A 25,676-nucleotide genomic window follows, 5' to 3' on the forward strand; every position below is an offset into this window, starting at 1 on the left:
GCGTCACAAAGTCTTACGCAAGATGAGCAGCGAGCGTGAGGGCAGCGACACCTTCTCCTCGGCGGTCACCACCTGATCGGGGCCCTCTTTGAGGCCCGTCGGTTCGTTGGTGTCCAGTTCCACCGTCCACTCCTGGGCGTAGTCGTCGGGCGGCATCGAGAACTCGACCGCATCTTCGCCGGCGTTGAAGCACAACAGGAATGAGTCGTCGACCACCCGCTCGCCGCGGGCGTCCGGCGCGGTGATGGCGTCACCGTTGAGGAACGCCGCCACGCATTTGTGGAAGCTCTCGTCCCAATCTTCGTGCGTCATTTCGCGGCTACTTGGATTCAGCCAGGCGATGTCGCGCACCTCGTCGCCGCTTCGGATCGGCTCGCCCTCGAAGAACCGGCGCCGACGGAACGCCGGATGCCGCTTGCGCAGGGTGGTCACCTTGCGCGCGAACGCCAGCAGGTCGGAATTCTTGTCGACCAAAGACCAATCCATCCAAGACAATTCGGAGTCCTGGCAGTAGACGTTGTTGTTGCCGTTCTGGGTGCGCCCGATCTCGTCACCGTGCGCGATCATCGGCGTGCCCTGGCTGACCATCAGGGTCGCCCAGAAGTTGCGCATCTGGCGGCAGCGCAGCTCGGTGATGTCGGGGTCGTCGGTGGGGCCTTCGACGCCGCAGTTCCACGAGCGGTTGTGGCTTTCCCCGTCCCGGTTGTCCTCCCCGTTGGCCCAGTTGTGCTTTTCGTTGTAGGACACCAGGTCGCCCAGCGTGAAGCCGTCGTGCGCGGTGACGAAGTTGATGCTGGCGCTGGGGCGCCGGCCCGTCGCCTCGTACAGGTCCGACGACCCGGTCAGCCGGGAGGCGAACTCGCCCAGGGTTGCGGGCTCGCCCCGCCAGTAATCGCGCACAGTATCGCGATACTTCCCGTTCCACTCGGTCCACAAACCCGGGAAGTTTCCGACTTGGTAACCGCCCTCGCCGACGTCCCACGGTTCGGCGATCAGTTTGACCTGGCTGACGATCGGATCCTGCTGCACCAGATCGAAGAACGCGCTCAGCCGGTCGACGTCGTGCAGTTCGCGGGCCAGCGTGGCGGCCAGGTCGAAGCGGAATCCGTCCACATGCATCTCCGACACCCAGTAGCGCAGCGAGTCCATGATCAGCTGCAGCACGTGCGGGTGGCGCGGGTTGAGGCTGTTGCCGGTGCCCGTGTAGTCCTTGTACAACCGCAGGTCGTTGTCGACGAGCCGGTAGTACGCGGCGTTGTCGATGCCGCGGAAATTGATGGTCGGGCCCAGGTGGTTGCCCTCGGCGGTGTGGTTGTACACCACGTCGAGGATCACTTCGATGCCCGCCTCGTGGAAGCTGCGCACCATGGACTTGAACTCGGCGACGCTGGAGTTGCGGTTGGCCGCGTATTGGTTATGCGGGGCGAAGAATCCGAATGTGTTGTAACCCCAGTAGTTTCGCAACCCCAGGTCCAGTAGTCGCGAATCGTGCATGAACTGGTGGACCGGCATCAGCTCGATGGCGGTGACGTTGAGCGACTTGAGATGGTCGATGATCGCCGGGTGGGCCAGGCCGGCATAGGTGCCCCGGAGCTCCTCGGGGACGTTGGGGTGGTTCTGGGTCATGCCCTTGACATGCGCCTCGTAGATGACCGTCTCGTGGTACGGGGTCAGCGGGGCCCGGTCGGATCCCCAGTCGAAGAACGGGTTGCTCACCACGCTGGTCATGGTGTGGCCCAGCGAATCGATCATGGGAGGAGTGCCCCGGTCGGCCCCGTCGGCGTTGGGCCCGTCCGGGTCGACCGCCGTCAGGTCGTAGGAGAACAGCGCCTGGCCGAACGCGAAATCGCCGTGAAAAGCCTTGCCGTACGGGTCGAGCAACAGCTTGCTGGGGTCGCAGCGGTGACCCGCCGCCGGATCGAAGGGTCCGTAGACGCGAAACCCGTAGCGCTGCCCCGGGTTGATGTTGGGCAGATAGGCGTGCCAGACGTAGCCGTCCACCTCGTCCAAGGGAATCCGGGACTCGCCGCCGCGGTGGTCGATCAGACACAGCTCGACCTTTTCGGCGATTTCGGAGAACACGGAGAAGTTGGTGCCGGCGCCGTCATAGGACGCCCCGAGCGGATAAGGGTTTCCCGGCCAGACGGTCGGGAGTTTGGGTTGGTGATTACCGCCTGGTTCTGAAGCGGGATTGTTGGTTGGCACCTTTCGACCTTATCCGCGCCCCAGGGCGCTCACGAACGTACGGCCGTCCGCGAAGCGGCTCACCACCATCCGGTGTTGTCGGCGATCTGGCGGCCCAGTTCGGGCGCCATGGTTCGCACGTACGTGGGGGACAGGTGATGAGCGCCGTGGTAGACCAGGATGTTGCCCTCGACCGGCCGGCAGACGTCGGCGCGGCAGACCGCGTCGGACATGTCGAGCACCTTGAGCTGCGGGAACTGGGTGACGAAGTCGAGGGTCTGGTTGCGGTCGGAGAGCAGGTCGGACCGCTTGATCGCACACGACTGCGCGGTGGCGCCGCGTTTGGCCAGGCAGTCCGCCGGGTCGAAGGGCTGGCCGTTCTTCACCAGCCACGGGGTGTCTCGCATCCCGAGGATGGGAATGTTGTTGTCGGACAACGTCTGCCAGATCCCGATATAGGTGGCGGGCATGACGTCGCCGGACTTGATGTTCCACGGCCGGGTCGTGGTGGTGAACACGTAGTCGGGCCGGTCGGTGGCCAGTTTGGTCATCGTCTCTTGCACCCACGCCCGGCACTGCGGGTAGGGCGCGTTGTTGCCCATGATCAGCGGGACCTGTTCGGTCGACAGCGGGCAGCCCATTTTGAGATAGGTCACGACCTTGAAGTGATGCAACTGCCCCAGGAGGTCCAGCGCAGGCAGCCAGTGCTCGGCGTGCGACCCACCCGCCAGCGCGATCGTGCGTTCGGCGGCCGCGTCGCCGTAGGTGCAGTTGACCACCGTCGGGTTGACGAAGTCGCTGATGCAACCGTCCTTGGTCGAGGCGGGCAGGTCTTGCTTGACCTCCAAGACCGTGGGCCGCATCGGCAATGTCGGCACGCGGACATGTTCGGTGAGTGCCCGCGCGCCGGGATAGTCCTGCGGGTTGAGGACGCTGAGCTCTTTGCCGGCCGACCGCAGCACCGTGACGTGCTGACGCCACGTGAACGACGTCGCGGTCAGGGTCACGCCCAGCAGCACGACCGCCGATCCCAGCACCAGGGTCGGGCGCCGGAGGCGGGCGGGCCACGAGGGCGTCGGCGCGGGCAGCCGGGGCGCCGGTTTCGAGGATGCGCGGAGGCGTAGCGGGTCCTCGACGAGCCGGTTGGTCAGATACGCGAGCACGCCGGACACCAGCAGCAGGACCGCGCCTTCGATGAAGGTGGCGTGCTTGTGGCCGCTGTAGGACAGCCAGAAGATGAGCAGCGGCCAGTGCCAGAGGTAGAGCGAATACGCCATGGCGCCCAACTCGACCAGCGGGCGCGTCGCCAGCAGTCGATTGGGCAGCGGCAACCGGCCATCGGCGCCACGATCGCCCGTCAGGCCGGTTCCGACGAGGATCATCAGTATGGCGGCGCCGACGGGCACCAGAGCCCACGGGCCCGGGAACTCGCGCACGCCGTTGATCAGCGCCCCGCAGGACAGCACCGCGCCCAGCGCGACCGTCGCCACCACCGTGCGCAACCACATGGGCCAGCGGACGCGGGGCACCAGCGCGCCGACCAGCGCGCCCAGCAACAATTCCCAGCCGCGGGCGAAGCTGTCGTAATAGGCGGCCGTCTGGTTCTCCTGGTGCGCGATGATCGCGTAGACGAACGAGGCCACCGTCAGCGCGCTCAGCACCACCAGGACCAGGGTCCGCAGCCGGGTGCCCAGCGGACGCCCCAGGTAGACCAGGCCGGCGATCAGCACCAGGAAGCTGACGTAGAACTGTCCCTGCACCGACATCGACCAGATGTGCTGCAGGGGGCTGACGGCCTCGCCCGCCCGCAGGTAGTCGGAGGCGGTGTTGGCCAGCTCCCAGTTCTGGTAGTAGCCGAGGCTGGCGAGGCTTTGGTCGGCGTAGGTCTCCCAGCGGGTTTCGGGTTGAACCAGGATGGTGAGCAGGGCGCATCCGGCCAGCACGACGATGAGGGCCGGCACCAGGCGACGGACGAGCCGGATCACCTCGGCCGCCGGCGACAGGGTGACCGCCGGGTTCAACGCGGCGCGAATGACCTTGCCGCCGAAGAAGAATCCGGACAGCGCCAGGAACACGTCGACGCCGCCGGAGACCCGGCCGAACCAGACGTGGAACACGGCAACCAGCGCGATCGCGATGCCGCGCAACCCGTCGAGGTCGTACCGATAGAACTTCTGCGCTCCCCGAGCTCCCTGAGTCGGTGCCCCCGCGGCGCCCGGATCGGCGGCGGCGACCGGTGACGGAGAACGTGTCGGGGTCTGCATGATCGACCGCCAATTTACCCAAAACCCGCCACCCGTTCCCCACCGCGCGCGGCGGGGGAGCAAGTGGCGGGCCTCGAAGGGTCGGGAACGGCCGGCGAAATTACCGGGTGAGGCCGGCGCCGGCCGGCTGCAACGGGGCCTGCTGGGCGGGCAGCTGCTGTACGGGTGCCTGCTGCAACGGTGCCTGCTGCAGGGGTGCCTGTTGCGCCGGTGCCAGCTGCATCGGGGCGCGCTGGGTCGGCGCTTGCTGCGTCGGGACCTGCTGCGTCGGGAGCTGTTGCGTCGGGACCTGCTGCACAGGCGCCTGTTGGGTGGGCAGTTGCTGCTGCGGCGCTTGCGTGAACGGTGACTGCTGCAACGGGGCCTGCTGGGTTGGCGCCTGTTGCAGTGGTGCCTGCTGGGTCGGCGCCTGCTGCAACGGTGCCTGTTGCGTTGGCAGCTGCTGGGTTGGCGCCTGCTGCAACGGCGCCTGCTGCGTCGGCGCCGACGCCCCGAGGATGCGGACCATGTAGGGCGTCATGCCATTGGCGCGCACCGGCGAGACCTGCACGACGTCACCGACCTCGAGCATCTGGTTGTTGCCCAGATACATCGCGACGCTCTGCGTGCCCTCGGGACCGTAGAAGATCAGGTCGCCCTTGCGGGCCTGCTGCGGCAGGACCTTCTGCCCGACGCGGTAGATCGCACCGGAGGAACGCGGCAGCTTGACGCCGGCCCCGGCGTAGGCGTACTGCATCAGCCCCGAGGCGTCGAAGCCCACCGTGTTGATGCCGGTGCCGGTGCCGCGGGTGGGGCCGTTGATGCCGCCTCCGGCCCAGGAGAACGGCACGCCGCGCTGCGACAGACCGCGGGCGATCACCACGTCGGTGGCCTGCTGATAGTCCATCGACCTGGCGCCCGGGTCGGCGGTCGCGACGGTGGGAACCACCATCGGCGCCCCGATCAGGGCCAAACCGATCGCGAAGGCGTAGATGCGTTTCATTTTCGTGGCCTCTCAGGCGCTCATGGGGCCTCGACGCGGTGACCTCGCGCGTCCGCCCCCGGTTCATGGACCGCGCGACGGCCCCCACGCTGGGGCCGCGCCGTCCATGGCACTTGCGAAGTGAATCGGCCGGTCAGAGGGCCGAATTCACATCAGTCACAACAGCCACTTTGACAACAGAAGGTGTTTGCCGCCAGGTCCACACGGGATTATTTGTCGTACCGTGACCGGACGGTGACTGGTGCGCCCCAATCCCGTATGCGCAGTTGTGATTTCGGTCTCAGCCCGGTGCGGCGACGCGGCGCCGTCACAGGGTGGCGAGGTGCGGCCCGATCAGAGCCAATAGCGTTCGCTGAACAGGGTCAGCATCGATCCCGCCGCCGAGCTGACCATGACCAGGGTCAGCGCCAGAACCGGCCAGAAGGACATGTACCAACCCTTCAGAATCGACACGACCGGGCCGATGACGGCCGCGGTCAGGGCGGCACCGATACCGCCCCACACCACGGGGTGGATGTACAGATCGAGGCCAAAGGGAACCGGCCCGCAGGTTTCGTCCTCGCAGACATTCGCCAAGAAGCCGAAGAGCCGCGACGGCCAGGTCGTCGCCGTGGCCAGCACGGCGAGCAGGATCAGCAGGGTGACGGTGCAGACGACGTCCCACACCGCCAGCCGCACCCGAATCACCCGGGGCGCCGCGGGGGCTTCGGCGTCGTAGTCCACCGACGGGGGCCCTGCGCTGTCGGGCTGGTGCGGCGTGGCCATGATGTCCCATGCTTCCCGACGGCCCGGTTTTGCGCGAATCGGCTGCTTTACCCTCGATCACTATGCCCGCGGCGAAGGCCGGGCTGACGCCCGAGCAGATCAGCGCGATCGACGCCGCGCACCTGTGGCATCCGTATAGCACCATCGGCGCCGAAGCCATCCCACCCGTCGTCGCCGTCGGAGCGCACGGGGCCCGGCTGACGCTGATCCGCGACGGCGAGCGTGTCGAGGCGCTCGACGCGATGAGCTCCTGGTGGACCGCGATCCACGGGCACGGCCACCCGGTGCTGGACGCGGCCCTGTCCGCCCAGCTCGGCGCGATGAACCACGTCATGTTCGGCGGGCTGACCCATGAACCCGCGGCCCGGCTCGCCGAGTTGCTGGTCGAGGTCACCCCGGCGGGGCTGGAGACGGTGTTCTTCAGCGACTCCGGGTCGGTGTCGGTGGAGGTGGCGGTGAAGATGGCGCTGCAGTACTGGCGCAGCCGCGACCGGCCCGGTAAGCACCGGCTGATGACCTGGCGCGGCGGCTACCACGGGGACACCTTCACGCCGATGAGCGTCTGCGACCCCGACGGCGGCATGCATTCGCTGTGGACCGACATCCTGGCCCGGCAGGTGTTCGCCCCGCAGGTGCCCCGCGAGTACGACGCCGCCTACAGCGCGGCGTTCGAGGAGCAGCTGGCCCGGCACGCCGACGAGCTGGCCGCGGTCATCGTCGAACCCGTTGTGCAGGGCGCCGGCGGCATGCGCTTCCACGACCCGCGGTACCTGCGCGACCTGCGCGAGATCTGCCGCCGGCACGACGTGCTGCTGATTTTCGACGAGATCGCCACTGGCTTCGGCCGCACCGGCGAGCTCTTCGCCGCCGACCACGCCGGCGTCAGCCCCGACATCATGTGCGTCGGCAAGGCGCTCACCGGCGGATACCTGAGCCTGGCCGCCACCCTGTGCACGACCGACATCGCCCACACCATCAGCGCCGGTGAGGCCGGCGCGCTGATGCACGGGCCGACGTTCATGGCCAACGCGCTGGCGTGCGCGGTGTCGGTGGCCAGCGTCGAGGTGCTGCTCGGGCAGGACTGGCGGACGCGGGTCGCCGAGATCGGCGCCGGGCTGGCCGCCGGGCTCGAACCTGCCCGCGCCTTGCCCGGCGTGACCGACGTGCGGGTGCGCGGGGCGATCGGCGTCATCGAATGCGCGCGGCCGGTCGACCTGGCCGTCGCCACCCCGGCGGCGCTCGACCACGGCGTCTGGCTGCGCCCGTTCCGCAACCTGGTCTACGCGATGCCGCCCTACATCTGCACGCCCGACGAGATCTCCCGGATCACCTCGGCGATGGTGCAGGTCGCCCGACTCGTTGGCTAGCAGTGACGTCCCGCTGCGCCCGGCTTGGACTATGCGGCGACCCGCCGCGCCCGGCTACGCCGCGCTTGCGATCGCCGCGGCCGCGCCGGCGATCGTCACTGACGTCGATGGTGGCGACCCGCTGCGCCCGGCGTCGCCGCGCTGGCGATCGCCACTGACGTCGATGGTGGCGACCCGCTGCGCCCGGCGTCGCCGCGCTGGCGATCGCCACTAGGCTGAACCCCTATGAACGCCTCCCCGCAGGCACCGATCGACGTCTCCCCGCTGGCCTGGCTGGAGGCGGTCGAACGGCAGCGCCGCGAGGCCGGGCTGCGCCGCGCACTGCGGCCGCGGCCCGCCGTGGCCACCGAGCTGGACCTGGCATCCAACGACTACCTGGGACTGTCCCAACATCCCGACGTGATCGACGGCGGGGTGGCCGCCCTGCGCATGTGGGGTGCCGGGGCGACGGGGTCCCGCCTGGTCACCGGCGACACCGAACTGCACCAGGAATTCGAATCCGAGCTCGCCGACTACGTCGGGGTGGCCGCGGGGTTGCTGTTCTCCTCCGGATACGCGGCCAACCTGGGGGCCGTTGTCGGCCTGTCGGGCCGGGGCTCGCTGCTGGTCTCCGACGAGTATTCGCACGCGTCGCTGGTCGACGCCTGCCGGTTGTCGCGGGCGCGGGTGGCGGTGACGCCGCATCGCGACGTCGGCGCCGTGGAGGCGGCACTACGGGCACGCGACGAGGAACGCGCGGTCGTCATCACCGAGTCGGTGTTCAGCGCCGACGGCGCGCTGGCGCCGCTGCGGGAACTGCACGACGTGTGCCGCCGGCATCGCGCCCTGCTCATCGTCGACGAGGCGCACGGCCTCGGGGTGCGCGGCGACGGGCGCGGGCTGGTGCACGAGGTCGGGCTGGCCGGCGCGCCCGACGTAGTCATGACCACCACGCTGTCCAAGGCGCTGGGCAGTCAGGGCGGCGCCGTTCTCGGGCCCGCGTCGGTGCGCGCCCACCTGATCGACGCGGCGCGCACGTTCATCTTCGACACCGGACTGGCCCCGGCGGCGGTGGGTGCGGCGCGTGCCGCGCTGACCGTGCTGCGCGCCGAACCCTGGCGAGCGGATGCCGTGCTGCGGCATGCCCGCATCCTCGCCGAGGTGTGCGGAGTACGCGAGCTACCGCAGTCGGCGGTGGTGTCGGTGATCCTGGGCGACCCGGACGTGGCGGTGGCCGCCGCGACCGCCTGCCTGGACGCCGGTGTGCGCGTCGGATGCTTCCGGCCGCCGTCGGTGCCCGCCGGAACCTCGCGGTTGCGACTGACCGCCCGCGCGTCGCTCGACGCTGATGAGCTGGAGGTCGCGCGCCGGGTGCTCACCGATGTGCTTGCCGGGCTTGACTAGGGCATACCGGTGACGGTCCTGGTCGTCACGGGCACCGACACCGGGGTCGGCAAGACGATCGCCACCGCGGCCCTGGCCTGCCACGCCCGTCAAGCCGGGATCGATGTGGCGGTGTGCAAACCCGTCCAGACCGGCACCGACTGCGGCGACGACGACCTCGCGGAGGTGGGCCGGCTGTCCCGGGTGTCCGAGCTGGCCGGGTTCGCCCGGTATCCGCAACCGCTGGCGCCTGTCGCCGCGGCCGCGCAGGCCGGGCTGCCGTTGCCCACTCGCGACCAGCTGCTGTCGCTCATCGAGGAGTTGGACCGGCCGGGGCGGCTGACGCTGGTCGAAGGCGCCGGGGGACTGCTGGTCGAACTCGGCGAAAACGGTGTCACCGCACGCGATCTCGCCGTGGCGCTCGGCGCCGCGGTGCTGGTGGTGGTCAGCCCGTCGCTGGGCACCCTCAACCACACTGCGCTGACTCTGGAATCGCTTGCTGCGCACAATCTTTCGTGTGCAGGGCTGGTGATCGGCAGCTGGCCTCGACGCCCCGGCGCGGTGGAGGCCTCCAATCGCTCCGCGCTGGCCCGGCTGGCCGCGGTGCGCGCCGTGCTGCCCGCGGGGACGGCGTCGATGGACGCCGCCGGCTTCGCGGCGCTGTGCGCCAACGCATTCGACCGCGACTGGGTCACCACGCTGGTCGGCTGATGGTCCACTCGATCGAACTCATCTTCGACCGCGACACCGAGGCCGCGATCCGCGACATTTGGGAAGCGTTGGCCGCGGCCGGAATTCCCAGCCAGGCACCCGCCAGCCGGCCACACGTGACGCTGGCCGTCGCCGAAGGCATCGCTGCCGACGTCGACGCGCTGCTGGCCCCGGTGAGCCGACGGCTACCGCTGGGTTGCCGCATCGGCGCGCCGGTGTTGTTCGGTCGCGGCAGCGCGGTTTTCGCGCGCCTCGTGGTGCCGAGCGGCGAGTTGTTGGCGCTGCACACCCAGGTGCATCGGTTGTGCGCCCCGCATCTGGTGCCCGGCCCGATGTCCAACAGCCTGCCCGGTCAGTGGACCGCGCACGTCACGATGGCCCGGCGGGTCGGCGGCGCCGAGCTCGGGCGCGCCTTGCGCATCGCGGGCCGGCCGGCCCACATCGAGGGCAACTTTGTGGGCTTGCGCCGCTGGGACGGCAACAAGAAGGTCGAGCACCTGATCGCTGATCGCTGATCGCAAGCGCCACCATCGGATTAGGCGTGCGAGAGTTCGCTCGCGGGCGCGGTGGCCTCGTGCACCCTGGCGCGCCGCTCGTCGATGGTGCGACCCAGGTCTTGCAGCAGCAGCGGCTTACTCGTCACCAATTCGACGAGGTGATCGCGATCGATCTCCAGCGCGGTCACCTCGTCGATCGCCTGCGCGTCGGCCAGGTTGGGTTGCCGGGTCAGCGCGGTCACGCCGAGGAACGAGCCCTCGTCCAGGCCGCCGGCCGCCACAACCGATCCGTCCCGGGCGGTGGCCGTCAGCCGCACCCCGCCCGCGATCAAGAATGTCATCTTGTCGGGCACTCGGCCGGCATGCTCGACGATCTCGTTCGCCCCGTAGCGAACGATTCTCGCGTGCGACACCAACGCCTGCTGATCCGGTGGGCTCAGCCGCAACGCCGGGGCCACCACTGTCCGCACTGCCCGCTCGATGCGCTCGGACGTCGAGATGTCGTCTTCGGCGCCATCGAGGCGCAGGCCTTCGCGACGCGCGGCGTACCAGAGCCAACGCAGGAACGTCGCTTGCGCGACGGAATCGTCGGCGGGCGACAACAATCCGACGGTGAGGAGATACTCGGCGCCGCCGGCGGGCGCCGCCGTGGCCACCGCATTGGGCCTGCGCTGCGGCAGCGCGTTGGCCACCCGCTCCAGCACTGCACATACCCGGTCGGGCGGATCGACCTCGGAAAAGGTTGTGGTGATTGCCAATTGGTGCCCACCGGGTGGGCGGCTGAGATTGGTGAACGAGGTGGTGGCCAGCACCGAGTTCGGGGTGATCTGCAGCCCACGGCCGGTCTGAATGTGCACAGACCGCCAGTTCGCCTCCACGATCCGGCCCCGGGCTGCCGCGGTGTCCAGCCAGTCGCCGATGCGGAATGGCTGTTCGAACAACATGAACAGCCCCGACACGATCTGGCCGACCGAGTTCTGCAGCATCAGACCGATCACCACCGAGGTCACGCCCAGCGCGGTGAAAAGCCCGCCGACGCGGATACCCCAGACATAGGAGAAAAATGACCGCGAGCCCCGTCCCGATCAGCAGGAACCGGGTCACGTCGAGAAAGATGCCCGGGATCCGCTGGCGCCAGGACCCTTGTGGCGCCCCCTCGAACACCGTGGCGTTGAGCCCGGACAGCAACAGCACCAGCACCACAAAGCCGAACACCGTCGCGAGGACCCGAACCGACGTGAACTGGGCCGGCATCCGTGCCACATTGACCAGCAGCACCAGCAGCGCGCCCAGCGGGATCAGGTAACTGCGCAACACGAAGGCGGGCCGGGCCAGCGGACTGTCCTTGCGGACCAGGCTCTGATGCCATTCGGTGAGGGCGATCAGCAGCAGCGGCAGGCCGAAGACCACCCCGGCGGCCCAGTAAAGGGATGACGAGTCCAAGGATTTCACGGCCCTGCCCTTATCCTTCCGATAACTTCCAGATCTGCTGCTCGACGCCGGCGACGGTGACGGTGCCCGCCGGCGTGAATTGCCGAATGTCGTGCATCACCTCGTATACCTTCGTGGTGACATAGATTCCCGTTTGCGTTGTGCTGCTACGTGTTTGATGAGCAAGGTTGACGGCCGCACCCCACATGTCGTAGACGATGCTGGATCGTCCGACCAGTCCACTGATGACGTTGCCGGTGTTGATACCGGCCCGCAGGGCCAGGTGGTAGCCCGTCCTGCTGTTGAAGCGCGCAATGATGTCTTTCATCTCGACCGCGAATTCGACCGTGCGGTGGACGCTGTCCAGGCGGGGGAAGTTCAGGCCGCAGCTGGCGAGGTAGCCGTTGTGCAGGGTGCGAATCGGCTCGATGCCAAGGGATTCCGCCGCTGAGTCGAGTTCCCGGATCAGCTCGTCGATGATGCCCACCAGTTCGCGACCGCTGAGATTGCCCGAGATTTCGTCGAGGCCGACGATGTCGGCGAAGATGACGGTGACGTCCTGGTGCTCCTGGGCGATTGTCTGTTCACCCTCGCGGTAGCGCCGCGCCACGGGCTCGGGCATCAACGACCCGAGCAGCCGGTCATTTTCTTTTCGTTGTTCGCCCAGCAGCTCTTCTTTGATCTGCAGGTTGCGGCTCATATCGTTGAAAGCGGTGGTGAGTTCCCCGATTTCATCGCGCGACGTGACGGGGATTGCGACGTCGTAGTTGCCTGCGCCGATCTCCTGGGCGCCGGCCTGCAATCTGCGAATGGGCCGCACGAAGATCTGGGCGACCAACAGCGCCGCCACACAGATCACGAATACCATTGCGGTGGTGGTTATCACGAGGGTATGGGTGAGCGACATCACCCGTGCGTTGGCCTCGGCGGTTTCCCTGGTCGCCACGATTGACCAATGCAGGTCGGAATTCGGTACGGACAGCGGGGCGTACGCCGCAAGTTCACGTCGTCCCACATAACTGGTGCCGGTCATGGTTCCGGTCTCGCCGCGTTCGGCGGCGCGCACGGCCGCGGTGTCCACGGGCTGGACCAGCGTCGTGCCACCCCATCTGATTGCGGTGTCGACGGCGTCGGGCCGGGTTCCAGCCGCTACCGCCTCACTCTTGTATCGCTGTGGATCTTCGAGGAATAACCGTGAATCGGAGCGCATCAGGTTGTCCGGGCCGGCGAGATACGTTTCGGCGGTATCTCCCATGCCCGCGGCCTTCCACTGCTTGTCGGCGGTCATGATCCGATTCACTTTGGAGATCGGCAGCGGCAGCGCCAGCACTCCGGCCGCCTTGCCGGGTGGACCGATCGGCGCGGCCAACCACGCGATGGGCTGACCGAGTTGGGCTTGGTAGGGCGCAAAGTCGGTGATCCACACGAAGTTCACCGAATTGGCGGCCATCGCCTTGTCATAGGCGTCACGCAGGTTGGATCGCCGATACGGGCCGGTGCGGACGTTGGTCCCGAGCGAGGTCGATTTCCGCACGCTGTAAACCACGTTGCCCCGGTTATCCAGCAGCAACGCATCCCGGTATTCGAAGCGGGTCGCGATCTCGCGAAAGTAGTCGTTGAAGCGCGCGTTGGCGGCCGACCAAGCGCTGCCGTCGCCGGCGTCGTCGGGCGCAGAAACCGTCCCATTCGAGGACCGGCTCGCCGCCACGGTGTAGTGCGCCTGCAGGTACTTCTGTGAGTTGTTGCTGGGCAGCACGGCGTCGAGGGCCAGCTGCTTGCCGGTGTCGCGCTCGATCGGTTTGATCAACCTCTCGTTGTAGAAGTCCACCAGCGCTCGTTGCTGCCCGGGGTCCACGGGTGTGTTGGCCAACTGGTCGAAACCGGCGGTGAACTCTTGCACCGCTTCCTGCGCGGTGGTTCCCCGGCTGTAGACGACCAGTGAATCCGACAGATCCGAGAACAAGGTCTCGATCGCCCGCTTCTGTGCCGCGCGCATCTGGGTCATCCGCTCGGAAGCGGCGGGTAACAGCGCGTTGCGGGCCGCGACGTACTCGACCGTTCCGATCACACCCAGCGACGCCAGGCTGGACACCAGCAGCATCAGCATGACTTTGGACTGGATGCTGATCCGGGACAGCGCCCACGGGCGACGCATCTTCTTTCGGGCCGGGTTCTGCTCGTCCGGGGGGACCGGCTCGGTCGAGCGCCGCGACATCAAGCGAGTTCGGCCAGGTCTGGCGTTGCGGAGGCGCGCACGCCGCAACGCCTACCCACCGAAGAGCAGATACAAACCGGTGAAGGTGTAGCCGACCATCACGAGCATCATGGTCAGCTGCCCGGTGAGCTGATGGCGGGCGGGCAGCAGCCGCAAGGCCTTGTCGTGGGCGGCGATCACCGCGAGGATGTGGCCGGTGATCACGCAGGTCACCTTGATCGCGGCCAGCACGGGCGGGTGCATGGACAAGACGTAGGCGACGTGTAAATGCGCCAGGCCGAACAGGTTCCAGCCGCGGCCGAACGGGTCGGCCAGCGCGAACACCGCCTGCTGTCCGCGCTCCACCAGGTAGGTCAGGTAGTGCGCAAAGATGTATCCCACCACGATCGGGATCAGCGAATGCGCCATCTCGCCGGGCAGGGCGCGGCGTCGCTCGCGATCCACGCCGCCGGTGGCGCGCGCGGCCAGCGAAAACGTCACCGCCACAACCGAAATGAACACGATCAACCCGATGGTGCGCAGCACCGATGACGCCACGGTGGGGGACGCGCCGAAGTCCCGCGTGAGCCGATCGGCGAAGCCGCGCCAGGTCGGCGACGACGAGAAACTGTCGAACGCCGTGGACCCGAGCAGCACCGCCAGCAGCACGACCACACCCGGGCGCACCGGCAGCGACGGCAGATGGTCAAGCGGATTCCCGACGACGATCTTTCCGGTCTCCCGATTGCGGCGAAACAGTGAGAGCCGGGAGACGGCCATGCTGTACACCCCGAACGGGTCGGCGCGCGCCAGCCAGCGCTGCCCGCACAGCCAGGCCCCGACCAGCATCAGCGCCGCGTAGCAGCCGATCCAGGTCCGGATCCAGGGCAGTGACGCCGAGTTCGGGCTGGCCAGCTCCATCCAGACGAAGGCGAACAGGCCCACCGCGGCGGGGCGGTAGCCCCAGCCTTCCGGGTAGGAAAGTCGAGGGCGGCCAAGGCGCTGCGGCGCGATGCGGTGCAGCAGCAGATACACCGTGCGCATGGGCGAAATCACTCGCCACACCGGCCCGACGGCCAGCGACAGGGCCACCAACCCGACCCACAGCAGCACATAGAACGTGCCGAGCAGGGCGTTGGACTCCGACTCGGGCCCCCAGATTCCGGCCGCCACCGCCCACAGCGCGAACACCAGGGCCAGCGACGCCGCGGACCAGCGGGTCACCCGGGCGTCGACGAACGTCGTCAGCGCCGCCGGCATCGGTCGGCCCGGTTTGCGCGGATCAAACCGCGGCTGTCGCCACGCGAAGGCGACCAGGGCGAAGGTGAATGTCAGCGCCCACGCCGCTCCGACCACCGCGTAGGCGTAGGGCACCGGGAGGTCGCCCGAGCCGCCCAGGCCATGCGCGAGCACCACCGCCGTGTGGGCGGAGGTCACGGCTGCACTTGGATGGTGGCGACGGTGCGGTCAAGATGGTGCAGTTCCACCGCGACGTTGCCGGGTACCTCGACGGCGAAGTCAAACGTCTGGTTGGGTGCCGCCGCGACCGAGAACTTGTGATCGGGCGTCGAATGCACGTGCAGCTCGTCGGTGGCATCGCTGGTCACGTGCAAGGTGATCTGCTGGTGCACCTTGGCCTGCAGCGTGGCGTTGGTCGGGGTGACCTGCCCGTTGGCGATGGTCACGTCGACCACCAGGGGCGCCGCCGGGGACGTGTTGGTGGAACCGCCGCAGGCGACCAGGCCGCAGACCAGCGCCGCCACCCACGCCGCGATGAGAGTGCCGCGAATCGTCATCGCCTAGGCCGCCCGGGGGACCTGCTGCTTGTCCTCCACGGGTTCCGGCTCGGTGACGGCGTTGCCAAGCCGGCCCGCGCCCCACGTCAGGCTGGCGATGACCATCAGCGTCAGGAAGAGCACCACGATCGAGCCTGCGGTGAACAACCACACCGGCGCGTTCTGGTCGCGTTCGCGCTGCAGGATGGTGATCTCCTGCACGAACGGCCGGTTCATCGCCGACAGCGCCGGAACCTCGGGCGCCGGAATGGCCTCGTCGGCCGGTTCGTAGATCGGCACCGCGGTCATCGTGTAGCCGTCCTGAACCCGCAACAGGGTCTTCCACGATCCCCACACCGGAAGCGGTTGCGTCGAGCGGTAATGCCCGGGGCCGACCTTCTCGAGCTCGTCGATCTGTAGACCGCGATTGTTCTCCATCCGCCCCTGCCAGGACAGGATCGTCACCCACTCCGGATGTTGGCTGACCATATCGGCCGGCAAGAGTTGGACGTCGGCCGACACCATGCGCTTCCCGGGTGCGCTGGGCAGATCGGTGAGCGTGATGGTGGCGTTGTTCTGGTGCGGCACAACGATATGCAGCCCGTTGGCCACCGCGCCGCCGATCACCAGCACCGTGGCCACCACTACCGAGATGCCGGCGGCGCGGCCCGGGAGCCGCTGCCCGGTGAGCACCATGCCGAACAGCGCGCCGCACATCCCCATCAGCACCGCGACCGGCACCGCCATGGCCAGGGCCTCGCCCCACATGCTGATCGGCCACGGGTAGTGGTACACCGCCGAGATCCACAGCGACTCCAGCCACAGCCCGACGGTGCCAACCCCCAGGCCGGCGACGGCGCCGAAAGCGATGGGCCGCTTGAGAAGCGGGGTCAGCGCGATCAACTCGACCGCCAGCGCGGGGCCGAGATACAGCGGGAACCAGTTGATCGGGGCTCCGAGGATAGGCCCGACCAGCCATGCCACGCCGCCGCGTAGGGCGATGGCGAAGATAGCCGCGAGGAGGGCCGCCCCGCGTCCCATCGTGATGCGGGCGGCGACCGCCGCCAGGGCCGCCGCGGCGGCGATCATCATGGGCTGCAGGACGAGCCGGAATTGCTCGACGCCGAAGTCGTATTCGATCTGATAGACCGACAGACCGATGAACATGCCACCGAACGACAGGTAGCGCAGGAACGTGATGAACGCGCCGTGCAGGACGTCGGCGCCCAGGTGGACCTCACCTTCGCGCTCCAGCATCAACACCGCGAACAGCGAAAAGCAGGCCCCACCGATCATCATCAAATGTGTTGGGCCCCAAAGGGTTACATCTTGTCCGAAGATGCGGTGCCAGATGTCGTCGAGCGGAAAGCCGATCATCGCGTACAGCCCGCAGCCGGCCATCAGCACACCGCCGACCGGTGCGTGCCAGTTACGCGTGATACGCAGCGCCGCCGGGCCGGGCTTGTCGAACGGCAGGACGACCGCCGTCATCCCGCCCAGGAAGATCCCGAACAGTCCGATGATGATGAAGTAGTGCGCCGGGTTGGCCAGCGGGCCGGGGTCGCGGCCGTTGCCGATATGCCAGCTGACGTCCCAGATGAACCCGAACAACGCGCAGATGATCGACGTGGTGAACACCAGCACCGGCAGGGCAACCCAGCTCGGCCGGTGGAACTTCTCGCCTACCTTGTCCGCGACCCGGCCCAACCATTGGATGCGATGCGTGCGGTGGGCGTGGCCCACCCACAGCATCAGCAGCGTGATCACCACCGCGGCGATCGAGAGCCCGATCACCTGGTCCAAGCCGGCACCGCGTGCCGGTGCCTCAGCAACAATCGTCAGTTCATTCGACCGCATCGTCGTGCCTCCCAACCGCGCCGGGCCGCCCCGGAGGATCCGATTCCGTCAACCGCTTATTACTGCCAAGTAGGTTCGTGATTGATTGTTTAATGCCCCGATCCGGCGCCCGTCAATCACGCTCTTTGTCGGGCGTGTCGAGTTTCGATGCGTCTTTGGTTGGCGCCGCGGCGTCGCGGCCTTCGCGACGGTCGCGCATGGCGATGTACAAGACCACCGCGACGACGATCACCGCAGGCAGAAATGCCGGCGCCGCCAACAGCAGGTAGTGGTGCGCCAGGTGTTCGACGTGCGGAGTCACCATGGTCGTATACCCAGGGATAGGTCGAGTTCTTCGGCCGTTACCCTATTTTGAACACCTTTTCATTCAGGCTGCCACCGCCACGGGGCAGATGTGTCCCCGCGCGCGGACACGAGAAAGAGGCAAGGGAGTACCTGGTGACCCAAGCGGCGACTCGACCGACGGCCGAAACCGGCAACGACGAGGACATCTTGGCGGTGGCCCGGCAACAGGTGCTGGAGGATGGCCAGGGCTTGAGCCGGGAGCAGGTCCTGCAGGTGCTGCAGCTGCCCGATGACCGGCTCGACGACCTGCTGGCGCTGGCCCACGAGGTGCGGATGCGCTGGTGCGGCCCCGAGGTCGAGGTCGAGGGCATCATCAGCCTGAAGACCGGCGGTTGCCCGGAAGACTGTCACTTCTGCGCGCAGTCGGGCCTGTTCGAATCGCCGGTGCGCAGCGCCCGGCTGGACATTCCCACCCTGGTCGAGGCGGCCAAGCAGACCGCCAAGTCCGGCGCCACCGAGTTCTGCATCGTCGCCGCGGTACGCGGGCCCGACGAGCGGTTGATGGCCCAGGTCGCGGCCGGCATCGAGGCGATCCGCAACGAGGTCGAGATCAACATCGCGTGCTCGCTGGGCATGCTGACGGCCGAGCAGGTGGAGCAGCTCTCGGCCATGGGTGTGCACCGCTACAACCACAACCTGGAGACCGCGCGCTCGTACTTCACCAACGTCGTCACCACCCACTCCTGGGAGGAGCGCTGGGAGACGCTGTCGATGGTGCGCGACGCCGGCATGGAGGTGTGCTGCGGCGGGATCCTCGGCATGGGGGAGACACTCGAGCAGCGCGCCGAGTTCGCCGCCGAACTCGCCGAACTCGCGCCCGACGAGGTGCCGTTGAATTTCTTCAACCCGCGGCCGGGCACGCCGTTCGGCGACCTCGAGGTGCTGCCCGCCAGCGAGGCGTTGAAGTCCGTCGCCGCATTTCGGCTGGCGCTGCCGCGCGTCATGTTGCGCTTCGCCGGTGGCCGTGAGATCACCCTGGGCGACCTCGGCGCCAAGAAGGGCATGCTGGGCGGCATCAACGCCGTGATCGTCGGCAACTACCTGACCACGCTGGGCCGTCCGGCCGAATCCGACCTGGAATTGCTCGGCGATCTGCAGATGCCCCTCAAGGGGCTCAACGCCAGTTTGTAAGCCGGCGCACCGCGGCTAGGTTGGCACTTGTGGTTGGCGATCTGGGCGCTGCGGTCAGCGCCGGCGTCTACAACGTCTACACCGGGGAATTAGGGGGCACCGTCGTGCCGACAGCGGCTCAGTTGGGTCTTGAGCCGCCCCGGTTCTGCGCGGCGTGCGGGCGCCGGATGGTGGTGCAGGTCCGCCCCGACGGCTGGCGGGCGCGCTGCTCGCGGCACGGCGCGGTCGACTCCGCCGACCTGGAGGCGCAACGGTGACCGAACACGCCAAGACGGACGCCTCCGACGCCTCGGAGGACCCCGGTGTGCTCCGCCGCGCGCGGGTTCGCGCGTTCCTTGCCGTCGCCGTGGGCTCGGCGGCGACCGGTCTGCTGATCGGCGGGCTGTGGGCGTGGATCGCCCCGCCGATCCGCGCGGTGGTGGCGCTCACCCGCTCGGGGGAGCGGGTTCATGACTATCTGGGTTCCGAGTCCGAGCATTTCTTCGTCGCACCCGCCCTGATGCTGGGCCTGCTGACCGTGCTGGCGGTGGTCGCCGCGGTGTGGACGTGGCAGTGGCAACAGCACCGCGGCCCGGGCATGGTCGTCGCCCTGTCGGTCGGCATGCTGACCGCCGCCGCGGCCGCCGCCGCGGTCGGGGCGGGGCTGGTCCGGCTCCGTTACGGCGCCTTGGACTTCGATGCGGTACCGCTGACCAAAAGCCCGTCGGTCGCCTACGTCACCCAGGCGCCGCCGGTGTTCTTCTCCGACCGCCCGTTGCAGATCGCGGTGAGCCTGTTGTGGCCGGTCGGCATCGCCGCCCTGGTGTATGCCGTGCGGGTGGCGGCGGACGCCCGTGACGACCTGGGGGCGCTTCCGCCGGCGGCTAGGCGTTCCGATGCGCTGCCGGTCGGGGGAGGCGGCGCGGCGGAAGCCACCGTGTCATAGCGGACGGCGGCGAATCCTGCGGCCCGTGACGACCTTGGCCGCGATCTTGAGCAGCCGGGCCATGCCGACGTAGGTCATCGGGTTGAACATGGTGGGCCAGGTGGTTCGCACCAGATGCTCGGTCAGCGGGCGGCCGTGGAAGCGATCGGTCAGCCAGCGCAACGTCATCGGCGCCGACAGCGGGTGCAGCATCATGTGTTCGTTGAAGGCGTCGCGGTGGTAGGTGACCCGCGCGCCGCCCGCCGAATAGGCGTGGGCCAGCACGTCGATGTCGTGGACGTCGATCAGGTAGTCGTGCACGGCCTGCACGATCAGCACCGGCGGCGTCGGGACCGCGGCGCCCAGCTTGATGTGATCGAAGACGTACGTGACTTCCGGGGTGGACAGGATCTTCTCGAGCGGCTCGTCGAGGTAGTCGCCCATGTCCTTGCCGGCCATGCGCACAACGGCCCCCACGGTCGTCATCTTCTCCAGCGAGTCGAGCAGGGTGCGCCCCTCCTCGTTGGTGTGCTCCCTGATCACCCGGTCCAGGTCGGGATAGATGTGCGCGAGCGCTGCCACCACCAGCGCGGGCAACCCCGACAGGAAACTGCCGTTGAGCCGGCGGAAGGTGTTGCCGAGGTCCCCGACGGGCGAGCCCAGCACCGCCCCCACGATGTCGAGTTCGGGCGCGTATTCGGCGCATATTTCGGCCGCCCACGCGCTGGCCAGGCCGCCGCCGGAATACCCCCATAGCCCGATCGCGGCCGACTTCGACAGCCCGAGACGCTCCGAACTCAGCGCGGCCCGGACGCCGTCCAGGACGCGGTAGCCGGGCTCATACGGAGCGCCCCACAGGCCGCGGAGGCCTTCGTGGTCGGGCACCGAGACGGCCCAGCCCTCGGCGACGGCGGCGGCGATCAGGAAAAGCTCGAACTGGCCGATCGCCCCCAGCGCCTTCGCCCGGCGCCGCAGCGCGTAGGACGGGAAACAGCGCGACGACACGGCGTCGATCGCGCACTGGTACGACAGCACCGGGCAGGGACGCCCCGGAGCGAGGTCGGCCGGGACGATCACCGTCGTGGCGGTCGCCTCGGGCTCGCCGTGCATGTCCATGGTCCGGTAGAGCAGCTGGACGGCCTTGATGGGCTGCGGGATCAGGCCGAGGAACGCCAATTCGACGTCGCGCGAGCGCAGCACCGTCCCGGGCTCAGCGTGCTGGAAACCCAGCGGCGGCTGGTAGAACGGGTCGTCCGAGGGCAGCAGCGGACGCACTTTGCGCTGCAGTTCCTCATGGGGCGGCCGGGCGATCCATTCCGCCCCGTGCGTGCCTGCCAGGTTGCCGAGCTCAGCCATTGAGGCTCCCTTCGTGGCCACCCGGCATTCTCGCGCACGAACGGCAGGTAGCCAAAACGTAATCGCCGCGTTGTGAGCGACTTCTCGTCGGTGTGGGCAGGTCAGGCACGCCACCGGTGTCGATCGAATTCCGCGCCGCCCGACGGCGCGTTTTGGGTAAGCCTAGCCGGGGAGCCCGGGCGGCCGGAGCGCGGCGAATTCATCGGTGACCCGCAGCGCCGCGTCGGTGAACCGGTACAGCGCGGCCGGGCGTCCGCCGCTGCGGCCGGATTGCGCGATGGTGCCGGTCGCGCTGATGACCCCGCGCCGCGCCAGCACCCGCTGCAGGTTCGTCGCGTCGACCTGGTAACCCAACGCGGCGCCGTAGATGTCGCGCAGCGTGGAGAGTGCGAATTCCCTTGGCGCCAAGGCGAACCCGATGTTCGTGTACGACATTTTGGCGATCAGCCGGGTACGGGCGTTGTCCACCATCGAACCGTGGTCGAAGGCCATCGGCGGCAGGCAGTTCACCGGGTGCCACCGGGTGTCCGGCGGTAGCTCGGGGCTGGCGGGGAAGGGGACCAGGCCCAGAAAGGTGGACGCGATCATCCGGTCGCCGGGCACCCGGTGCGGGTCGGAGAACACCGCGAGTTGTTCCAGGTGTGCGAGTTCTTTGAGGTCGACCTTCTCGGCGAGTTGGCGGCGGACCGAGGTGATCATGTCCTCGTCGTTGCGCACCTGCCCGCCCGGCAGTGACCATGTGCCGCGTTGCGGGTCCTTGGCGCGCTGCCATAACAGGACGTGGAGCTGTGGTTTCGTCGTGCGGCGTCCCTTGGCGACCTGCTCGGTTGCTTCGCGAACCTGGAACACGACCGCGAGCACTTCGTGGGCAGTGATACGATGGGCCATGTTTTCGATTATAAGTCGAAAACCTCCTGGCCTGAAAGGAGCCCCCATGACGGTGGTCAATCGCATGGACATGCTCGCCGAAGACATGGTTGCCAACATCACCGATTCGCCCACCGGTTACGCCGGCGTGGTCGCCGATGCGCAGTGGGCCGCAGAGATTCGCCGATTGGCGAAGTTGCGCGGCGCCACCGTGCTCGCGCACAACTACCAGCTGCCCGAGATCCAAGAAGTCGCCGATCACGTGGGCGACTCGCTGGCCCTGTCGCGAATCGCCGCCGAGGCGGCCGAGGACACCATCGTGTTCTGCGGCGTGCACTTCATGGCCGAGACGGCCAAGATGCTCAGCCCCGACAAGACCGTGCTCATCCCGGATCAGCGCGCCGGCTGCTCACTGGCCGATTCCATCACCGCCGACGATCTGCGCGCCTGGAAGGACGAGCACCCCGGCGCCGTCGTCGTCTCCTACGTCAACACCACGGCGGCGGTCAAGGCACTTACCGACATCTGCTGCACGTCGTCCAACGCGGTCGAGGTGGTCGAGTCCATCGACCCGGACCGCGAGGTGCTGTTCTGCCCGGATCAATTCCTCGGCGCCCATGTTCGTCGGGTCACCGGCCGCACGAACCTGCACGTATGGGCCGGCGAATGCCACGTGCACGCGGGGATCAACGGTGAGGAACTGGGCGACCAGGCTCGCGCGAATCCCGACGCCGAGCTCTTCGTGCATCCCGAATGTGGTTGTGCCACTTCGGCCCTATACCTCGCCGGCGAAGGCGCCTTCCCGGCGGACCGGGTGAAGATCTTGTCCACCGGCGGCATGCTGGAGGCCGCGAGCCAGACCAACGCGCGGAAAGTGTTGGTCGCCACCGAGGTTGGCATGTTGTATCAGCTGCGCAAAGCGGCGCCGCAGGTCGACTTCCGCGCCGTCAACGACCGCGCTTCCTGCAAGTTCATGAAGATGATCACCCCCGCGGCCCTGCTGCGCTGCCTCATCGAAGGCGCCGACGAAGTCGATGTCGACCCCGACATCGCTGCGGCCGGCCGACGCAGTGTGCTGCGCATGATCGAGATCGGACAGCCGGGCGGTGGCGAATGACCGCCCGTCCCCAGTGGACTCATAGCGCCGACGTTGTCGTGATCGGCACCGGTGTCGCCGGATTGGCCGCCGCGCTGGCCGCCCATCGCGCGGGCCGCAGCGTCGTCGTGCTGAGCAAGGCCGATCAGGCCCGCGGGGCGACGGCCACCCATTACGCGCAGGGCGGCATCGCAGTCGTCCTGCCCGACAATGACGACTCGGTCGAGGCGCATGTCGCCGACACCGTGGTCGCCGGCGCGGGCCTGTGCGACCCCCAAGCCGTCTACTCGATCGTCGCCGACGGGTACGCGGCGGTCTCCGAATTAGTCGGTGACGGAGCACGATTCGACGAATCCGCCCCCGGCCAGTGGGCGCTGACGCGCGAAGGAGGGCACTCACGGCGGCGCATCGTGCATGCCGGCGGCGACGCCACCGGCGCCGAGGTGCAGCGCGCGCTGGACCACGCCGCCCGCACGCTCGACATCCGCACCGGGCACGTGGCCCTGCGCGTGCTGCACGACGGAGCGGCCGTCACCGGCGTCCTGGTGGGCAACCCGCAGGGATACGGGATCATCAGCGCGCCATCGGTGATCCTGGCCTGCGGCGGCCTCGGGCACCTGTACGGCGCGACCACGAACCCGGACGGATCCACCGGCGACGGAATCGCGTTGGGACTGTGGGCCGGTGTCGCGGTCAGCGATCTCGAGTTCATCCAGTTCCACCCCACGATGCTGTTCGCGCCGGCGGCCGCCGGCGGCCGCCGTCCGCTGGTCACCGAGGCCATTCGCGGCGAGGGCGCGAGACTGATTGACCGGCAAGGAGATTCCGTAACGGCCGGTGTCCACCCGATGGGGGACCTGGCCCCCCGTGATGTCGTCGCCGCGGCCATCGACGCCCGTATGAAGGCCACCGGTGACGCGTGCGTTTTCCTCGACGCGCGCCACATCGGGGACTTCGCGAACCGGTTCCCGACGGTGACGGCCGCCTGCCGGGGCGCCGGCATCGATCCCCTGCGCCAGCCCATTCCTGTTGTCCCCGGGGCGCATTACAGCTGCGGGGGCATCGTCACCGACGTGTACGGACAAACCGAGCTGCCCGGGCTGTTCGCCGCGGGTGAGGTGGCCCGCACCGGGCTGCACGGCGCCAATCGGTTGGCGTCCAACAGCCTGTTGGAGGGGTTGGTGGTCGGTGGGCGGGCCGGCAAGGCGGCGGCCGCGCATGCGGCGTCGGCCGGGCCCGTTCGTGCGTACGAGCCCGAGCCCGTCGTGCACACCGCGCCCGAGCGCGGCGAACTGCAGGGCGCGATGGGCCGTGACGCCTCGGTGGTGCGCGACGCCGCAGGGCTTACCCGGCTGTCCACCATGCTGTCGCGGGCCACGGTGCGCACCGTGGCGGGCCGCCGCGATTTCGAGGATGTCGCGTTGGCCGTCGCCGCCCGCGCGGTCACGGCCGCGGCCCTGGCCCGCACCGAAAGCCGGGGTTGCCACCACCGTGAGGAGCACCCGCAGACCGCGGCCGAGCAGGCGCGCAGCAACGTGCTGCGACTGGCCGACGACCACAACTCGGTGCTGGTGGAGGCGCTGGCGGCGGTGGTCTGACCATGATCTCCGACTATGAACTCACCGCCGCGCGGGAAACCATCCGGCGCGGGCTGGTCGAGGATTTGCGCTACGGACCCGACGTCACCACGCTGGCGACGGTGCCCGCCGAGGCGGTGGCCACCGCGTCCATGGTGCCCCGGCAACCCGGGGTGATCGCCGGCATCGACATCGCCTTGCTGGTGCTCGACGAGGTGCTTGGGGCACGCGGCTACGAGGTCGTCGACCGCGTCGAGGACGGCGCCCGGCTGGAGGCGGGCCAGCCCGTGCTGACCGTGCGGGCAGAAACCCGCGGGCTGCTGACCGCCGAGCGGACCATGCTGAATTTGATCTGCCACCTGTCGGGGATCGCCACCACGACGGCGCACTGGGTGGCCGCCATGGACGGCACCAAGGCCCAGGTGCGCGACACCCGCAAAACCCTGCCCGGCCTGCGGGTGTTGCAGAAATATGCGGTGCGCGTCGGCGGGGGCGTCAACCATCGCCTCGGGCTCGGCGATGCCGCGTTGATCAAGGACAACCACGTGGTGGCCGCGGGATCGGTGGTCGACGCGCTGCGCGCGGTGCGCGACGCGGCACCGGATCTGCCGTGCGAGGTGGAAGTGGATTCACTCGAGCAGCTGGACGAGGTGCTGCCCGAAAAGCCCGAACTGATCCTGCTGGACAACTTTCCGGTGTGGCAGACGCAGATGGCCGTGCAGCGCCGGGATGCGCGCGCACCGGCCGTCCTGCTCGAGTCTTCCGGCGGCCTCAGCCTGGAGAACGCCGCAGCGTACGCCGCGACGGGCGTGGACTACCTCGCCGTCGGCGCGCTCACGCATTCGGTGGGCGTGCTCGACATCGGCCTGGATATGTAGTGCGGCATCGCGGGTGAACGGCTGCCGCTGGGTGTGAATCCTGGGCGTTGAGTGTGAATCGTCGGTGCGGTTCTTCGGCGTGTCGCCGCCGTGGCCGCACACTGAAAGCCACTGGCGCACACTCAAAGTCGAA

21 protein-coding genes and 2 pseudogenes are annotated in these 25,676 nt (G+C 68.5%); 11 read left to right on the forward strand and 12 right to left on the reverse strand.

All coding sequences use genetic code 11. The annotated features are described in order from the left end of the window. Positions 1-3: 3 nt before the first annotated feature. The 4 genes and pseudogenes from glgX to A5775_RS23030 all read right to left on the reverse strand — a co-directional run bounded on the left by glgX (position 4) and on the right by A5775_RS23030 (position 6,195). On the reverse strand, positions 4-2,205 hold the full coding sequence (glgX, locus tag A5775_RS23015; RefSeq protein ID WP_067257686.1) for a glycogen debranching protein GlgX: 2,202 nt from the start codon (positions 2,203-2,205) through the stop codon (positions 4-6). A 59-nt stretch (positions 2,206-2,264) separates the two neighbouring features. Further along, a complete protein-coding gene (locus A5775_RS23020; RefSeq protein WP_067257689.1) occupies positions 2,265-4,448 on the reverse strand; it encodes an acyltransferase family protein in 2,184 nt (727 codons plus the stop codon). Positions 4,449-4,761: 313 nt separating this feature from the next. After that, positions 4,762-5,430 (reverse strand): annotated as a pseudogene (gene ripD, locus A5775_RS23025) (NlpC/P60 family peptidoglycan-binding protein RipD); the annotation flags it as partial. Between the two features lie 333 nt (positions 5,431-5,763). Beyond that, positions 5,764-6,195 (reverse strand): hypothetical protein, encoded by a 432-nt coding sequence (locus A5775_RS23030; protein ID WP_067257697.1) that lies wholly within the window; start codon positions 6,193-6,195, stop codon positions 5,764-5,766. A 62-nt stretch (positions 6,196-6,257) separates the two neighbouring features. On the opposite strand from A5775_RS23030, the gene A5775_RS23035 reads away from it, so the two are divergent. Genes A5775_RS23035 through A5775_RS23055 form a run of 5 tightly spaced genes read left to right on the forward strand, consistent with a single transcriptional unit; the run spans position 6,258 to position 10,150 of the window. Continuing rightward, positions 6,258-7,562, forward strand: coding sequence for an adenosylmethionine--8-amino-7-oxononanoate transaminase (locus A5775_RS23035; protein WP_067257701.1), 1,305 nt, complete (start codon positions 6,258-6,260; stop codon positions 7,560-7,562). A gap of 31 nt (positions 7,563-7,593) precedes the next feature. Then, complete coding sequence (locus A5775_RS25965) at positions 7,594-7,776, forward strand: hypothetical protein (protein WP_067257704.1); 183 nt, start codon at positions 7,594-7,596, stop codon at positions 7,774-7,776. A gap of 11 nt (positions 7,777-7,787) precedes the next feature. Next, positions 7,788-8,945: an 8-amino-7-oxononanoate synthase gene (locus tag A5775_RS23045; RefSeq protein WP_067257707.1), complete on the forward strand. Its 1,158-nt coding sequence runs from the start codon at positions 7,788-7,790 to the stop codon at positions 8,943-8,945. Positions 8,946-8,954: 9 nt separating this feature from the next. Then, positions 8,955-9,635: a dethiobiotin synthase gene (gene bioD, locus A5775_RS23050; RefSeq protein WP_067257711.1), complete on the forward strand. Its 681-nt coding sequence runs from the start codon at positions 8,955-8,957 to the stop codon at positions 9,633-9,635. Next, positions 9,635-10,150: a 2'-5' RNA ligase family protein gene (locus tag A5775_RS23055; protein ID WP_067257714.1), complete on the forward strand. Its 516-nt coding sequence runs from the start codon at positions 9,635-9,637 to the stop codon at positions 10,148-10,150. The genes bioD and A5775_RS23055 overlap by 1 nt, the downstream gene beginning before the upstream one ends. Before the next feature lie 20 nt (positions 10,151-10,170). Here A5775_RS23055 and A5775_RS23060 read toward each other — a convergent pair. The 6 genes and pseudogenes from A5775_RS23060 to A5775_RS23085 form a co-directional block, all read right to left on the reverse strand. After that, positions 10,171-11,584, reverse strand: a pseudogene (locus tag A5775_RS23060) (mechanosensitive ion channel family protein). Positions 11,585-11,594: 10 nt separating this feature from the next. Beyond that, a complete protein-coding gene (locus A5775_RS23065) occupies positions 11,595-13,778 on the reverse strand; it encodes an adenylate/guanylate cyclase domain-containing protein (protein ID WP_067257718.1) in 2,184 nt (727 codons plus the stop codon). Between the two features lie 51 nt (positions 13,779-13,829). Next, positions 13,830-15,194, reverse strand: a complete 1,365-nt coding sequence (locus A5775_RS23070; RefSeq protein ID WP_067257721.1) for a hypothetical protein — start codon at positions 15,192-15,194, stop codon at positions 13,830-13,832. Next, the gene (locus tag A5775_RS23075) at positions 15,191-15,553 is read right to left on the reverse strand and encodes a hypothetical protein (RefSeq protein ID WP_067257725.1); all 363 of its coding nucleotides are present in this window, start codon (positions 15,551-15,553) and stop codon (positions 15,191-15,193) included. Before A5775_RS23075 ends, A5775_RS23070 begins: the two co-directional genes overlap by 4 nt. Before the next feature lie 3 nt (positions 15,554-15,556). Next, positions 15,557-17,389: a hypothetical protein gene (locus A5775_RS23080; protein ID WP_067258015.1), complete on the reverse strand. Its 1,833-nt coding sequence runs from the start codon at positions 17,387-17,389 to the stop codon at positions 15,557-15,559. A gap of 112 nt (positions 17,390-17,501) precedes the next feature. Continuing rightward, positions 17,502-17,693 carry a hypothetical protein gene (locus A5775_RS23085; RefSeq protein ID WP_067257728.1) on the reverse strand — a complete coding sequence of 64 codons (192 nt, stop codon included), beginning with the start codon at positions 17,691-17,693 and terminating at the stop codon, positions 17,502-17,504. Positions 17,694-17,827: 134 nt separating this feature from the next. Between A5775_RS23085 and bioB the strand changes: the two genes are divergently transcribed. Genes bioB through A5775_RS23100 form a run of 3 tightly spaced genes read left to right on the forward strand, consistent with a single transcriptional unit; the run spans position 17,828 to position 19,790 of the window. After that, the gene (gene bioB, locus A5775_RS23090; RefSeq protein WP_067257731.1) at positions 17,828-18,865 is read left to right on the forward strand and encodes a biotin synthase BioB; all 1,038 of its coding nucleotides are present in this window, start codon (positions 17,828-17,830) and stop codon (positions 18,863-18,865) included. Positions 18,866-18,894: 29 nt separating this feature from the next. Continuing rightward, positions 18,895-19,122 carry a hypothetical protein gene (locus A5775_RS23095; RefSeq protein WP_067257734.1) on the forward strand — a complete coding sequence of 76 codons (228 nt, stop codon included), beginning with the start codon at positions 18,895-18,897 and terminating at the stop codon, positions 19,120-19,122. Beyond that, on the forward strand, positions 19,119-19,790 hold the full coding sequence (locus A5775_RS23100) for a DUF2567 domain-containing protein (protein WP_067257738.1): 672 nt from the start codon (positions 19,119-19,121) through the stop codon (positions 19,788-19,790). Before A5775_RS23095 ends, A5775_RS23100 begins: the two co-directional genes overlap by 4 nt. On the opposite strand, the gene A5775_RS23105 is transcribed toward A5775_RS23100, so the two are convergent. Both A5775_RS23105 and A5775_RS23110 read right to left on the reverse strand, forming a co-directional pair. Continuing rightward, the gene (locus A5775_RS23105; RefSeq protein WP_067258017.1) at positions 19,785-21,125 is read right to left on the reverse strand and encodes a lipase family protein; all 1,341 of its coding nucleotides are present in this window, start codon (positions 21,123-21,125) and stop codon (positions 19,785-19,787) included. The two genes, A5775_RS23100 and A5775_RS23105, sit on opposite strands and share 6 nt — an antisense overlap. 162 nt (positions 21,126-21,287) lie before the next feature. Continuing rightward, positions 21,288-22,013 carry an NUDIX domain-containing protein gene (locus A5775_RS23110; protein WP_067257741.1) on the reverse strand — a complete coding sequence of 242 codons (726 nt, stop codon included), beginning with the start codon at positions 22,011-22,013 and terminating at the stop codon, positions 21,288-21,290. Positions 22,014-22,059: 46 nt separating this feature from the next. Here A5775_RS23110 and nadA point away from each other — a divergent pair, with 46 nt between their 5' ends. The 3 genes from nadA to nadC are packed head-to-tail and all read left to right on the forward strand — an operon-like array spanning position 22,060 to position 25,543. Then, complete coding sequence (nadA, locus tag A5775_RS23115; protein ID WP_067257744.1) at positions 22,060-23,109, forward strand: quinolinate synthase NadA; 1,050 nt, start codon at positions 22,060-22,062, stop codon at positions 23,107-23,109. After that, positions 23,106-24,686 carry an L-aspartate oxidase gene (locus A5775_RS23120; RefSeq protein ID WP_067257747.1) on the forward strand — a complete coding sequence of 527 codons (1,581 nt, stop codon included), beginning with the start codon at positions 23,106-23,108 and terminating at the stop codon, positions 24,684-24,686. Before nadA ends, A5775_RS23120 begins: the two co-directional genes overlap by 4 nt. A gap of 2 nt (positions 24,687-24,688) precedes the next feature. After that, a complete protein-coding gene (gene nadC, locus A5775_RS23125) occupies positions 24,689-25,543 on the forward strand; it encodes a carboxylating nicotinate-nucleotide diphosphorylase (protein ID WP_197512855.1) in 855 nt (284 codons plus the stop codon). The last annotated feature ends 133 nt before the right edge of the window (positions 25,544-25,676 follow it).

The sequence above is a fragment of the Mycobacterium sp. 852002-10029_SCH5224772 genome, from assembly GCF_001667315.1.
GTDB lineage: Bacteria > Actinomycetota > Actinomycetes > Mycobacteriales > Mycobacteriaceae > Mycobacterium.